At 52.3% G+C, this 13,927-nt stretch carries 13 protein-coding genes; 8 read left to right on the top strand and 5 right to left on the bottom strand.

Annotated elements, in window-relative coordinates; all coding sequences use genetic code 11:
• Window positions 1-245: 245 nt before the first annotated feature.
• The 7 genes from nrdB (at window position 246) to AYJ59_RS04460 (ending at window position 7,478) form a co-directional block, all read left to right on the top strand.
• On the top strand, window positions 246-1,379 hold the full coding sequence (gene nrdB, locus AYJ59_RS04490; protein WP_029938687.1) for a class Ia ribonucleoside-diphosphate reductase subunit beta: 1,134 nt from the start codon (window positions 246-248) through the stop codon (window positions 1,377-1,379).
• Window positions 1,380-1,509: 130 nt separating this feature from the next.
• Window positions 1,510-2,226, top strand: coding sequence for a histidine phosphatase family protein (locus tag AYJ59_RS04485; RefSeq protein ID WP_127119358.1), 717 nt, complete (start codon window positions 1,510-1,512; stop codon window positions 2,224-2,226).
• A gap of 12 nt (window positions 2,227-2,238) precedes the next feature.
• Window positions 2,239-3,456: a metallophosphoesterase gene (locus AYJ59_RS04480; protein WP_127119357.1), complete on the top strand. Its 1,218-nt coding sequence runs from the start codon at window positions 2,239-2,241 to the stop codon at window positions 3,454-3,456.
• A gap of 10 nt (window positions 3,457-3,466) precedes the next feature.
• Window positions 3,467-3,754, top strand: coding sequence for an amphi-Trp domain-containing protein (locus AYJ59_RS04475; protein ID WP_068650510.1), 288 nt, complete (start codon window positions 3,467-3,469; stop codon window positions 3,752-3,754).
• A gap of 25 nt (window positions 3,755-3,779) precedes the next feature.
• Window positions 3,780-5,417: a phosphotransferase family protein gene (locus tag AYJ59_RS04470; RefSeq protein WP_127119356.1), complete on the top strand. Its 1,638-nt coding sequence runs from the start codon at window positions 3,780-3,782 to the stop codon at window positions 5,415-5,417.
• Complete coding sequence (locus tag AYJ59_RS04465) at window positions 5,410-6,312, top strand: GAK system ATP-grasp enzyme (protein WP_127119355.1); 903 nt, start codon at window positions 5,410-5,412, stop codon at window positions 6,310-6,312. The genes AYJ59_RS04470 and AYJ59_RS04465 overlap by 8 nt, the downstream gene beginning before the upstream one ends.
• A gap of 38 nt (window positions 6,313-6,350) precedes the next feature.
• The gene (locus AYJ59_RS04460) at window positions 6,351-7,478 is read left to right on the top strand and encodes an HprK-related kinase B (RefSeq protein WP_164730732.1); all 1,128 of its coding nucleotides are present in this window, start codon (window positions 6,351-6,353) and stop codon (window positions 7,476-7,478) included.
• Between the two features lie 7 nt (window positions 7,479-7,485).
• On the opposite strand, the gene AYJ59_RS04455 is transcribed toward AYJ59_RS04460, so the two are convergent.
• From AYJ59_RS04455 to AYJ59_RS04445, 3 genes are all read right to left on the bottom strand, one after another.
• On the bottom strand, window positions 7,486-8,241 hold the full coding sequence (locus tag AYJ59_RS04455) for a DUF3379 family protein (RefSeq protein WP_127119353.1): 756 nt from the start codon (window positions 8,239-8,241) through the stop codon (window positions 7,486-7,488).
• Window positions 8,238-8,759 carry a sigma-70 family RNA polymerase sigma factor gene (locus AYJ59_RS04450; RefSeq protein WP_127119352.1) on the bottom strand — a complete coding sequence of 174 codons (522 nt, stop codon included), beginning with the start codon at window positions 8,757-8,759 and terminating at the stop codon, window positions 8,238-8,240. The genes AYJ59_RS04455 and AYJ59_RS04450 overlap by 4 nt, the downstream gene beginning before the upstream one ends.
• Window positions 8,760-8,870: 111 nt before the next feature.
• Complete coding sequence (locus AYJ59_RS04445; RefSeq protein ID WP_127119351.1) at window positions 8,871-9,689, bottom strand: YihY family inner membrane protein; 819 nt, start codon at window positions 9,687-9,689, stop codon at window positions 8,871-8,873.
• A 117-nt stretch (window positions 9,690-9,806) separates the two neighbouring features.
• Here AYJ59_RS04445 and AYJ59_RS04440 point away from each other — a divergent pair, with 117 nt between their 5' ends.
• Complete coding sequence (locus tag AYJ59_RS04440; protein WP_127119350.1) at window positions 9,807-12,173, top strand: putative bifunctional diguanylate cyclase/phosphodiesterase; 2,367 nt, start codon at window positions 9,807-9,809, stop codon at window positions 12,171-12,173.
• Between the two features lie 24 nt (window positions 12,174-12,197).
• Here the strand turns inward: AYJ59_RS04440 and AYJ59_RS04435 are convergent, their stop codons facing one another.
• Together AYJ59_RS04435 and AYJ59_RS04430 are read right to left on the bottom strand one after the other, a co-directional pair.
• A complete protein-coding gene (locus AYJ59_RS04435) occupies window positions 12,198-13,043 on the bottom strand; it encodes an HvfC family RiPP maturation protein (protein ID WP_127119349.1) in 846 nt (281 codons plus the stop codon).
• The gene (locus AYJ59_RS04430) at window positions 13,043-13,921 is read right to left on the bottom strand and encodes an HvfB family MNIO-type RiPP peptide maturase (RefSeq protein ID WP_127119348.1); all 879 of its coding nucleotides are present in this window, start codon (window positions 13,919-13,921) and stop codon (window positions 13,043-13,045) included. Before AYJ59_RS04430 ends, AYJ59_RS04435 begins: the two co-directional genes overlap by 1 nt.
• Window positions 13,922-13,927: the final 6 nt, after the last annotated feature.

Here is a 13,927-nt window from a genome sequence, read left to right as displayed (position 1 = left end):
GCGCTATTTCCGCCGACGCGACCAAGCCAATCCTAAACGGTGACCGCCCATTCCATCCGTCATAAATAATAATAATTCTTAATTGCAATTATATAAATTTCGCGTAGAATGCTAGACTCGCTTTTGCGAAAAACATGATGTCACCATCGCAAAAAATACGCTACAATTTTATTCTATTGCGTAATCGAAATCCCACGCTGGAAAACCCTTTTATTTTTGCTTATTTTTGGCAGGAAAACTTCTTTATGAGCTGTAACGAAAAACATACTTATTCTACCTTTTGCCGTTCTTCCAACAATGCGTTGAAAGAACCGATGTTCTTTGGCCAAAACGTCAACGTGGCACGTTACGACCAGCAAAAGCACCCGATTTTCGAAAAACTGATTGAAAAGCAATTAAGCTTTTTCTGGCGACCGGAGGAAATCGACCTGTCGAGCGACCGAGGGGAATACGCCGATCTGCCGGATCACGAAAAACATGTTTTCATCAGCAACCTGAAATACCAAACCCTGCTGGATTCGGTACAGGGCCGTTCGCCGAATGTGGCGCTGTTGCCGTTGGTATCCATTCCGGAACTGGAAACCTGGATTGAAACCTGGTCCTTCTCGGAAACCATCCACAGCCGCTCCTACACCCACATTATTCGCAACATCGTCTCGGATCCGTCATTGGTGTTCGACGACATCGTCACCAATGACGAAATCGTCAAACGCGCCATCAGCGTCACCGAACATTACGACCGTTTGATTTACCTGACCAACCGCATGTACGCCGAAGAAATCGATCTGGAAAAAGACGACGCCTTCCGTAAAGAAGTGAAAACCGCCTTGTTCCTGACCATCGTATCGGTCAACGTGTTGGAAGCGATTCGTTTCTACGTCTCCTTCGCTTGCAGCTTCTCCTTCGCCGAACGCTCCTTGATGGAAGGCAACGCCAAAGTCATCAAGCTGATCGCCCGTGACGAAGCCCTGCATTTGTCCGGTACCCAGCACATCATCAACTTGATGCGCGAAGGCAAAGACGACCCGGAAATGATGCAAATAGCCAAGGAAAACGAAGACATGGTCTATCAGATTTTCCGCGAAGCCGCCGAACAGGAAAAAGAATGGGCCGACTATCTGTTCAAAGACGGTTCCATGATCGGTTTGAATGCCGGCATTTTGAAAGACTACGTCGAGTACATCACCAATACGCGTATTCGCGCCGTGAAACTGGATCCGATTTTCGAACAGAAAAGCAATCCACTTCCGTGGATGAACAACTGGCTGGTGTCCGACAACGTTCAGGTCGCACCACAGGAATCGGAAATCAGTTCCTATCTGGTCGGCCAGGTGGACTCCACCGTCGGCAAAGACGACTTCAACGATTTCGCGCTGTAAACAGCCGTACTCATCATATCCCAAAGCCCGCTTCTGCGGGCTTTTTGGTTTTTCGCCCCCGTCAATCTTGTTACAAAACTGTCATCCGCTTATCACTTGATTTTCAAATAAGCACTCTAAACTGGCCGGAATGAACGAAGCGACACACATTCTGGCGTTCCTCCGTCACGGAGAATACCATCAAAAACCCAATACGCCCAGCGCGTTACAACACGGTGCTCTGACGACCTTAGGCCAACAACAGGCCGCTCGCGCCGCCGAAGACGTGTATCATTACGCCCAGGCGCACGGCTTGAGACTTCACCCGGAAATCGACACCTCGCATTCGTTACGTGCCTGGCAGACCGCCGACGCCTTGAAGCAAACACTCAAACGCCAAGCCGGTTTTCAAGGACGTATCGTCGAGCAGAAAACCCTACACGAACGTTCCGTCGGTGCCCTGGCGAACTTATCCGTCACCGAAATCGAGCACATTTTGGAGCAGGATCCAAGAGTCGAATCTCCCCCGCTCAACTGGAAATCCGACAGTCATTACCGCTTACCGGTACACGGTGCGGAATCCTTATTGTCCGCCGGGGAGCGGGTTGCTGGACACCTCAACCGAACGTTCGCGTCACTGGCGCAAACCGAAACGCAACCGACCTTGAAAATCATCGTGGGGCACGGGGCTTCCTTTCGACACGCCGCGTTTCTGCTCGGCCTGCTGTCGTTTGAGGACATCGCCCAAAAGTCCATGCACCACGCCCGCCCACTTTATTTTGAATACCGAACCCGTTCGCAAGACTGGCGACACCGTCACGGCGAATGGAAACAGCGCGCCCGCGCCAACCCGTCAATGATTGATTGAGGAGAATGGATTATGTACGCCGCGACCGCAACCGCTTGGCAACCTCAGCCACACCCCCAAACGCCTTTCCCAACCGAAAACTGGATGGCACCGGCAAAAGACACCTATTTTTTCTGTGATTTGCACGCCGATGCCGACGCCTTTTTACGTTCGCTGAAACTGAGTTATCTGGTCACGCTCGACAGCACCGTCGAGCGCATCACCCTCACCACCAAAGGCCGCAGCGGGCAAATCATCATCGGCGGCGACTGCTTCGATAAAGGGCCGAGCAACCTGGCCCTGTTCCGCCTGATTGCCGAGCTTAAGCATGCCGAATGCGATCTGGTGCTGCTGGCCGGCAATCACGACATCCGCATCTACGCCGGTTTGCTGGCGACCGACTTCATGGACGACCTGCGCCAAGCCCACTTTTTCGTACGCATGGGACGCAAAACCGCCAGCTTGTTTGCCGAAATCCACCGCCATTATTGTCAGGGCGAAAAACTGCCAGGCCTGGCTGATTCGGTGATTCGCCAACGTTTGTTTCCATCCGAAGACTGGTTCGATTTCTTTCCGTCCTATGCGCAACACACCATGCCGAAAAGCAAAATCGATAAAGAACTGAAACAGATTCGCAAAAAACAGGACGATTTCATCCAGGCCTGCGGCGAACACGGTTTAAGCCTGCCGGAAATTTACCAGGCCGTTGCCAAAGCTAAGCAACTCTTCCTGTCACCGGATGGCGAATTCGCTTGGTTTTTCCAAGCGCTGGACTTGATTCACCTCGCCGGCAGCTATTGTTTCAGCCACGCCGGCCTGGACGACCAGTTCGCCGAAAAACTGGTGGCGCACAGTGCCGACGAACTCAACCAGACCTTTCGCGAGCAAATGAATCAAGGCCGGATTTTCGAAATGTACTACAGCGAATTCGGCAATGTGTTCCGCACCAAATACCGCGCCAACGACTGGCCTTTGACCGAACGTGGCAGCGACATTTTGCGCCGCAACCACATCTTCGCCATCGTCAACGGCCACCGCAGCCACCGCGAAGGCCAACAGTTGTTTCTGCGCCAAGGTCTGTTGAATTTCGAGTGCGACACCCAGCTCAACGCCAATTGCCGCCGTAAATCTAACCTACAAACCCCGGGCGAAGCTGTTACAATTTTCTATGCCGACGGCATGGTCTCTGCGCTCAGCAGCGATTTTCCCATGACCAAACAATTCCACCCCAAACAGCTGAAACAGCAATAGAAGGTAGGGTATGGCTAAAAAAAGTAAATACTTCGAACACGAGTCTCTGCAAGACAACGATGCCATCATCAGCTATTTAAAAGCCATCACGCAGGGGTTCAAAAAAGGCGCCATCGAGTTCAGTGATGAAGAGGAAGAATTCATGCTGACCCCGCAAAAACTGGCGAACCTCAAAATCAAAGCCGATAAATCGAAAAAAGGCCAGACGCTGAACATCAAAATCAGCTGGTCTTCCGATCAAAGCTCCGACTTCGAAGAGTCGCCGCTGTTTATCGACCCGAAAAAACCGAAAAAATAACCTAATTCAGTAGCCGAACAGCCAGATGCAACCACTCACGGAACTTTACGACCCTTTGCGCTTTTTGATTATCGAAGTGCAAAAACAACTCGATTCCGTCACCCTGTTTTTGGAAACGGGCGATTTGCGACAAGCTGAAAACGGCCAAAAACGCGTGGATTACATCGACAACTACCACGTCAACCTGCTCAACCGCGCCGCCACCTATCTCGGCGAGCAAACCGACAAAGACATCCGCATCACCGTTCAAAGTTACGAACACATCAATCACGGTTTGAAATCCCTTTCCCGTCAGTTGCAGGCGATTATTTTCCAGGCCAAGCAGTCCAGCACCGCGTTGAAGCTGCTGCGCAAAAAAAATGTGTTCCGCGCCCTCAACGATTTGCAGGTCGGTCTGGAACTGATTGAACCGGCCATCGAATCCGAGGGTTCCATGCTCGCCATCGACATTTGCCGTTTGAAAGTCCACATCGACAAACGCTGCGATCAGCAACTCGAAAAATACAAAATCCGGCTTAAAAAAGGTCAACAAACCGAGGCCTTATTGCACGCCAGCTTCATTATCCGCGACATCAGTGATATGGGCGAAGCCCTGCTGCGCATCGGCGAAGGCATCATCTCCGCCAATATGGGCCAGATGATCCAGATCGACCGCTACCATTCGCTGGAAGCGACCCTGACCGCCCTGCAACTCAACCCGCAGGAAGACGATCTCACCATTCGCGCCATGGGCGAAACCAAATCCGGTTGCACCATTTCCGGTGTCATGACTGCCGAAGAGTCGGAAGGCCAGATGCTCGCCGTCTTCAAAGAAGGCGACAAAGCCAAACTCAAGGAAGAAAAAACCGGGATCGAAAGCTGGCACGAGAAGTTTCCCGGCATCGCCCCACAGGTCTATTCCTATCATAAAAGCGGCAACAAAGCCGCCCTGCTGTTCGAATACCTGACCGGCGAAACCTTCGACAAACTCCTGTTGCAGAAAAACCGTAAAACCCTGAAAGCGGCGCTGAACCGACTGTTTGAAACCCTGACGCAAATCTGGGAAGAAACCCGTGCCGACCAACCCTATCCGGCCAACTTCATGGCCCAGTTGCGCAAACGCTTGAAAGACGTTTACGAAGTCCACCCCGAATTCCAAGCACCATCGGTCAGCATCAACGGCGTAAAAAGTCCGACACTTGAAGCCCTGGTCGATGACGCCGAAGCGCTGGAATCCGAACTGCCCTGTCCGCTGGGTGTTTACATCCACGGCGATTTCAATCTCGACAACATCATTTACGACCCGGTCGATAACGACATCAATTTCATCGACCTACACCGTTCCGAGTACCTCGACTTCGTGCAGGACTTATCGGTTCTGATGGTGTCGGCCTATCGTCTGTCGAATTTTGACCCGCAAGTCCGCAAACTGATCGCTCAAACCATGCAGGCGATTTACGAATTCGGCCAGGATTACGCCGAACACATCGACGACACCAGTTACCACCTTCGGATGGCTTTAGGATTAAGCCGTTCTTTTTTGACCTCCACGCGTTTCGTGCTGGATAAACAGCACGCCAAAGCCATGCATTTTCGAGGTCGTTACCTGATTGAACAAGTCATTCGTCTGACGGAAGCAGAACGAATGACCTACCGGATACCGAAAGAGATTTTCCATGATTAAAGACGATCTAAAAATCGCGGTGGTGGGCATTCCCGGCAAATGGTCCACCGAAGTATTGGCCGATGAAATCGAAGCCCAAACCGGCTTTCGCTGGGTCATCGACATTGAAAAAGTCGTGGCCGACCTCAGCGAACCGTCGGTGCGTTACGAAGGACGTTGCCTGTGTCAACTGGACGGCATCATCATCAAAAAGATTTCCCAGACCTACAGTCCAACGGTCATCGATCGTTTGGAAATTCTGCGCTTTGTGGAAAAGTGCGGCGTGCAGATTTTCTCCAAGCCCCAGGAAATCATCCGTCTGGTAGACCGCATGAGTTGCACCGTATCGCTGGCCAAAGCCGATATCCCGATGCCGCCGACCATCATCACCGAAGATTTGGACGCCGCTTTCGACCATGTGGAAAAATTTGGCGAAGCCATTCTCAAACCGTTATTTTCCACCAAAGCCCGGGGCATGGAAGTCCTGTGCTGCGACGATGGCAAAAAAGCCGTTAAACAGCGCCTGAAAGACTATTACGACAAACAGGGCTTCTTTTACTTGCAGAAAAAACTCGCCCTGCCCGGCAAGGATATGGGGCTGGTGTTTCTGGGCGGTGAATATCGCGGTGCTTACGCCCGTGTCTCCGGCAACGACAGTTGGAACACCACCATTCACTCCGGTGGCAAATACGCCGAAGCGCAACCGTCGGATGACATCATCGACATGGCGTATCGTGCCCAATCACAATTCGACTTGAGCTACACCACCGTCGACATCGCCGAAACCGAAGACGGACCGGTCTGTTTCGAGGTTTCCGCTTTTGGTGGTTTCAAAGGCGCACACGAAGGGTTGGGCTTGAATATGGCCAAGGAATATGCCGATTACGTCATTCAGACACTGAGTACGGCCTCTTAACAACCCTGAAACCAAAAAAACCGAACAAGGAAACTGTTTTGCCCCTCAATCTCGTTCAACAGATTCGCCAATTTCAAGAAAACACGCCGTTGCAACCGCAACGGCTCTCCCTGAGCTTACCCGGCTGGACGCTGGCCATCGAATCCAATTCCAAAACCCTGCTGACCACCCTGCAGCACTATTTCGGCGATCTTCTGAGCGAGAGTGCCGCTCAAGCAGATCAAACCATCACCGCTTACGAAACCGATCAGTTTTTGAATCAGGGGCTCCACTGGGAGGACTGGAAGCGGGAAACCGGAAAAACCGGGCGTAAAGATGCATTTTTGGATTTCGACAATGGCCTGGAAGCGCAGCGTTTCATCTATAAAGTCAAAACCGGGATGCTGTTCTGGCAACGCCATGACCAACCGATGGCATTCGGTCCCACCGAAAGCCACCCGAACCAAATCATCAACTTCATCCTCACCCAATACCTGAATGAACACCTGCGCCGCGATTGGTTGCTGGGCCACGCCGCTGGCTTGCAACTAAACGGCCGCGGCCTCGCGATTGCCGGCCTGTCCGGCGGCGGAAAATCGACCTTGATGTTACATTTATTGGAAAACGGCGAACACTTCATCAGCAATGACCGTTTGTTGTTCGCCGACTCGACAATCACCGAATCGGCCAGGCCTGGTGAATTATGGATGCGCGGCATTCCAAAACAGCCCCGCATCAACCCCGGCACCATCGTTCACAACCCGCGGCTGCACGCTTTAATTCCGGCCGAGCGACGCGCCGAATTACTGCAACTACCCCGCGAAGAACTGCGCCAACTGGAAGAAAAATACGATGCCGACGTCAACCGGCTTTACCACCCGAACTGCTTCAAAGCCGAAAGTCCTTTGAGTGCATTGGTCATTCTCAACTGGCAGCCCGGCTCCGACGACGCCACACGCCTGACCGAAACCACGCTGAACGACAGCCCGCATCTGTTACCGGCCATTATCAAAAGCCCCGGTCCTTTCTATGCCGACCGCCAAAATGTCTTTCTGCCGAATCAAATCGAACCGGACACCGCGCCTTATCTGGCCATGCTAGGCGATTTGCCGTGCTGGGAATTAAATGGCAACGTCGATTTTGCCGCCGCCGTCCGTCTGGTCGAAGAGGCCGCCCGCCGTCAATAATGGGCGCTTAACCGAAGCGAACCGCTTTGAAGAAGTGCATTTGCGCCATCGCCAATTCCTGGTACGAATCGCCGACAATCGCCACCATCGCCCCTTTGACCGGAATCATCTGCCCCTGGAAACCGGAGCGATTAAACGCCTGCATGGTGGTGAGCTGTTTGCCCGGCAGCACAATAATGGTCACCGGCCCGGCTTCTTCCTGTAACACCAGATGCAGTCCTTTCTGACCGTTCACCTCGCACTCTCCGGCATAACTCATGAAATCCACCGGCTTGTCCAACACCGCCCCCACCTTGGCAAACAATTTCTGCAAAGAAGCTTCGTCTTGATCCAACGGTTGCGCTTTCATCAAGTCCGGCGCTTCCCGAGCGTGGTCAATAATGTGATCCACCACCGCCTGTTCCAGCAAAACTTCCTGCGCACTCGCCACGGAATGTTCGACTGAACCGGTTCCCGGCTGTAACGGCCACTGCCAAATCGCAAAAACCGCCACCAAAGCAAACGACGCCGCAAATGCCGTCAAGTTCCCGAACCAGCCACCATCGTTTTGTGGCGGTTCTTCGAAACGGCTTTTTAAGAGAATACGCTCTTCCAGCCCCTCCGGCGGCATCACCCGCATTGCCTGCTTCAATTCCGCTTCAAAGGCTTTTTGTGCCTTGACGTCGGCCGCTTTGTCGGGATGTTCGGCCAAATACGCTTGCATCGCCTCGTCCAATTGGTTCGGCGACTCCAACAGTCTGCGTCGAAATTCCAGTTCGGTCATGTGCGATTTCCTTTCAAACCGACCGTCGCGGACGGCCGTTCCAATTGTTGTTTGAGTTGCTGCCGGGCCCGAAACAGACGGGTGTTGACCGTCACCAGTTTCAGTCCGAGTTGGTCGGCGATTTCATCGCCGCTGAACCCCCACAACACCTGTAACAACAAAGGTTCCTTAAATTGTGCATCCAGCGACAGAATAGCCTGGTACAGCGCCTGTCGTTCCATTTGCCGTTCCGGCTCCCGATCGACGCTGTCGGCGATCATCGCCTCTTCCATTGCCACCCACTCCGGTGATTGCTTTTCAAAACGACGGGCATTTTCACGGCGCAGAATCGTCATCAACCAGGCTTTGGCGGCTTGCTCGTCCTGCAACTTGTCCAAGGCTTTCCAGGCACGGGAAAAGGTTTCCTGCACCAAATCCTCGGCCACATTCGCGTCCTTGCTCATCCAAAACGCATAGCGATACAGGTCTTTGGCGTAAGCGCGGACCAATTGATCAAAAAACAGCGTTTTATTCGACATTCGATTCCATCCCGTTGGATTACCTTTGTAACCGTTGGTTTAAACCAAAGGTTCCTTAATAAGACCGCCCTTTCCTCGAATTGTTTCAAAACCGTTCGAAATAATCGCGCCTCAAGCCGCTTTCGGCTTCACCATCATCTGGTGCACCACCGAGGCATTGAAGACCAGAATCAACCAGAGCAGATACAGCCACAGCAAAAACAGCGGAATCACCGCAAACGCACCATAAATCAGGTTATAGGTCGGGAACCATTTCACATACAGTCCAAAACCGTATTTCAACAATTCCAATTCAAAGGTGGCTAAAATAGCCCCAACCAACGCATAACGCCAAGGGACACGATGCAATGGCACGAAACGGTATAAGAACCAGAAACCGATTACATTGATCAGAATCGGCAATTGATTCAAAAACACCGTTTCCAGCGGCACCCCTGGCAAAACGGGGGCCGCCAGCAACACCGAACTCAACACCAGACTGCCGCCAAGTAACACCGGCCCGACCACACTGATGCCGATGTAATGCAATAAGCTCACCCACCAACTGCGTTGCAAGTGCTTGTCCCACATGGCATTGATTTTTTGGTCGATGGTCCACAGCAACAGCAAGGCAATCACCAACATGCTGAAGATACCGATGCCGTGCAACTTACTCGCCTGCTGGGAAAACTGAAGCAGGTAAGATTCCACCATCGGTGTCGAGGCCGGCAACAGATAATGGAACACCTTGTCCATCACCGCCTCTTCGAAAGCTTGAAAACTGTCCGACATCGAAAACACGCTGAGCATGATGGTCAGAAACGGCACTAACCCGACCAAGGAGGCATAAGCCAAAACCGTCACCGCATCCAAACCGTCCTTACGAATGAAATTCTGAGCTGCCTGAATCCAAAAGGCGATCTTATACAAACGGTTTTCCGTTTCGGCCATGCGTTAATTCCTTAAGAAACGTCGTGAAATCAGGCTTTTGACGCACCAACAATTTCACATATCATCATTAATTTTTTTAAATTGCTTCTGAAAATTCATTCTATCAAAATACCCGCTATGTATAAGAATTCTAGCAATTTCATTCACTTTCTGGTCATCGGCTACAGCCTCGTCATCATCCTGGTGGCCATCTCTTCCGGCATTTTCTTCAACTACGAAAGTAAAATCGCCAACGCCTTCGAAAACCACCAGGAAAACACCGCTTACCAGAGCAATCTGGACGCCCTGTTCAATGCCGCCACCCAGCGCAGTATCCTGATGGTGCGCATGATCAATGCCAAAGACCCGTTTGAAATTGATGCCCTTCACATGGACATGTTCCGCTACGAGCAAATTGTCATCCAAAACCTGAGCACGTTGCGTGAAAATGCATTCGCCCCCTCTCAGATTGATATCATTGAAGACGCCGGCGAGATCATGACCCGAAATCGTCGGTTTCAGGAGACCGTTTACAGTCTGTTGATGGACGACCAGAAAGACGCCGCGCTCAAGCAACTGGTGGATGTCACCCTGCCGCTTCAAAAGCAGGTCATCAGCACCTTGAACCGCTTGGAGGCCGATTATCAAGCCGCTTCACAGCGCTCGGAAGCCAACTTTGCGGCCATCCTATCGGACATGCGCAATATGATTCTGTGGGTCGCCGTGCCGATTATCGTCAGTTTGTTGATCATTGCCCTGCTGACCATCGACCAACTCAAACGCTATGCGCGAAATCAGGAAGCCCTGCGCGACCACCTGGAAGAGCGCGTACACCAGCGCACCCACGAACTGCTGCTGGACCGCAACCTCATGCAAAACCTGAACGAAGCCATCGGCATCTTCAACGAAGAAGGTCACTTGCAGATCAGTAACAAAAAGCTCACTGAAATGCGGCTGGCGAGCGACTTGGGCGATACCCTATCGGTCTGGGAAATGCTGGAAAAGGCTTTCCACGAACTCAACCTCCCTGCCATTCAGGAGTATTTAGCCATCCACAAATCTTGGCGCGGTGAAGCGGCCGTCAACCATTATCGGCATCAATACATGATGATCGACATCAACAAACTGCAAGACCGCAGTTTGCCGGACAGCTATTATTCCATCATCCTGACCGATATTTCCGAACTGAAGAACATTCAGAACCAGTTGTCCTATACCGCCAACTACGATGCGGTGACGCATTTGCCGAACCGTTACTCTTTCAATCATCAAATCCAGGAAATGATTGAAAAACACGCTGAGGAAAGCTTTCATCTCTACTACATCGACCTCAACGACTTCAAATGGGTCAACGACCATTTAGGGCATACCATCGGGGACGAGTTCCTCTGGCACGTCGGCCAAGCTTTCAAGGAAGCGGTTCCGGAAGGCGAATTTCTGGCGCGCCTCGGCGGCGACGAATTCGCTGTCCTGCTCACCTCACTCCATACACCGTCCGAATTGGCTGAACTGGCCAATCAACTGTTCCTGCAAGTGAAGAAAATCAACCACATTCATCACTCCAACCACGAAGTCAGTTGCAGCATCGGCATCGCCTCTTACCCTCAGCACGGCACCACCCCCGAATCGCTGATCAAGCATGCCGACTACGCCATGTACACCGCCAAAAAAGTACAGCACACGCCATATTGTCTGTTCTCGAAAGACATGCGCCAGCAACTCAGTTATCTACATGAAATCGAAGAAAGCTTGCACCGAGCGGTGCGGGAAAAAGAATTCCAGGTCCATTACCAACCGCAATACAGCCTGCACTCCCTGAAGTTGGTCGGTGCCGAAGCCCTGGTACGCTGGCCGAGAAGCGACCGCATGGTCTCGCCGGGTGAGTTCATTCCACTGGCGGAAAAATTCGGCCTCATCAGTGCCATCGGCGAATTCGTGTTCGAGACCGCCGCGCGTCAGCTCCAGGCCTGGTCACATTGCAAAATCGAATTGCCCCGGGTCGCGGTTAACACTTCCTCCACCCAACTGCTGGCCGGTAATTTCGGTGACGTGGTGGAACGTATCTTGCAGGAAAACCAACTCACCGCGAACCGCATCGACATCGAGGTCACCGAATCGGTGATGATGAAAAACATTGAGCGCAACGGCAACAACGAAAACGCCAACTGCCTGAGCACCCTTCAGGAAAAAGGGCTGGAAATTTCCATCGACGATTTCGGCACCGGCTATTCGTCGCTGTCCTACATCAAACATTTGAATGTGGACCGCATCAAAATCGACAAAAGCTTTATCGACGACATCGAATTCAATAAAGAAGCACGTTCCATCGTCCGAGCCATTATCAAGATGGGGCACAGTCTGGGCATGAAAGTGCTGGCCGAGGGCATTGAAACCCCCAACCAATTGGATATTCTCAAGGCGTTGGAATGCGACGAAGGCCAAGGCTATTTGTTCAGTAAACCGCTGGATGCCGCCAAATTCGAAATGAAGTGTCTATCGGCCTAAACCAAAGCTTTACTCGAACCGTAATCACACGACGGGGCGTAACACCTGACGGTCGATCAAGTCCTGCAATACCGACTGAGCAAAGCCCTCCAAATCCGCCACCGGAACCTGCAACGCCTCGGCCAAGCCCTGTAATACGGTTCGGGCCGTCGGCCTCTCGACGATTTCAACGACGTCCGGATTCGCCAAACGCTGGATGAACTCGTATAACACCGGTGACAACACCATAAACTGAATGGCATCGTCCGCACCCCGATACACCAACAGCGTGGTGACCATTTCCGGTGGTGCCTCAGGCATAAAATCCGGTCCCAATTCATGCACCGGCCAATCATAGGCCAAAGGCCACGCCACCGGCGACAACTCGTACACCGCATCCAAATCGGCCGTCAGACCTGGCGGATTCTCAAAACCATCGGCTTCATCCACCGATAAGGCCAGTTCCACCCACTCGTAATGCGCCAACGGCAACATAAACGCCGGGTCCTGCGGCTGAGGGTCATACCCTTGTTGCAGGAACACTAAAAATTCTTCGCCCAGCTCGTGAAACAACGGCGTCCGGGCACGGTGTTTCTGCATATACTCGCGCACCAGCTCGGCCCACCGCGTTTCACCGACCACCGACTTCAGCACCGGAAACAATTTGGAAAAGAATTCCTGCACATTATTGAAAAACAAATCCTCGTAGGCCTTCCAGCGACGTTCTTCAATCGGCAAGGTCGGATCCACCTCGGTTTCCACCAAGCCTGGTGACTTCTCGGCCAAATCACCGCTAGCGTCCGCCGTTCCTTGCGGGTCACGTATACGTGCCGCGAAACGATATTGCATTTTTTGAAAGTCCGGCAATGCCTGCCAATCCAGTTCGTCCATCAGCCTTCCTTTCTAATGTGTTCCGCCGGGCCATTGGCAGCGGTTTTTGTGACCACTTTTGCCTGGGCGGTTCGAATTTGTGCCACTTCCTGCATCAGTTCCGCCAACGGCGGAATATTGAAATCCCGTTCCAACAAGGTGGGAAAAACGCCCTGCTGAGCATAGGTTTCATCCAGCAACTCCCAGACGGCCTGCTTGACGTCCTGACCGTGGGTATCGATTTTCAAATCTTCGGCTTCGTCGAAATGCCCGGCCATGTGAAAATACATCATCCGTTCGGTCGGCATTTGCCGCATGAACTCAAGCGCATCATAACGATGGTTGATGCTGTTGACGTAGGTGTTGTTAACGTCGAACAAGAGCCCACAATCGGCTTCCGACACCACCGCATTGATAAACTCGGCCTCGGTCAGCTCATTGCTCGGCATGGCGTAAAAAGACACGTTTTCCACGCCGATGGGCCTTTCCAACAAATCTTGTACCCGTTTAATGCGGTCGGCCACGTAATACACCGCCTCTTCGGTAAACGGAATCGGCATCAGGTCATACATGTGGCCAGAATCGCCACAATAGCTTAAATGCTCGGTGTACACGCGGACATCGTGTTGTTCGAAAAATGCTTTGAGTTCCAGCACATAAGCCTCGTCAAGTGGGTGCGGGCCGCCCAGGTCGAGCGACAAACCGTGACAGGCGAACGGATAACGCTCGGTCAATTGGCGCAATGCACGGCCTTGACGCCCACCAAACCGCAGCCAGTTTTCCGGTGCGATTTCGAGAAAATCGATGTCGAAATCCGGGTCGGCGAGAATCTCGTCGAAAAAGTCGCGACGCAGCCCCAAGCCGACGCCCTGCAAAGCGGGTTCAAATCGTAAACTCATCCACAC

Origin of the sequence: Thiomicrospira sp. S5 (assembly GCF_003991075.1) — a bacterium.
Classification (GTDB): domain Bacteria; phylum Pseudomonadota; class Gammaproteobacteria; order Thiomicrospirales; family Thiomicrospiraceae; genus Hydrogenovibrio; species Hydrogenovibrio thermophilus.
Note: the sequence above shows the minus strand (reverse complement) of the source record. Positions and strands in the feature narration are given on the sequence as shown.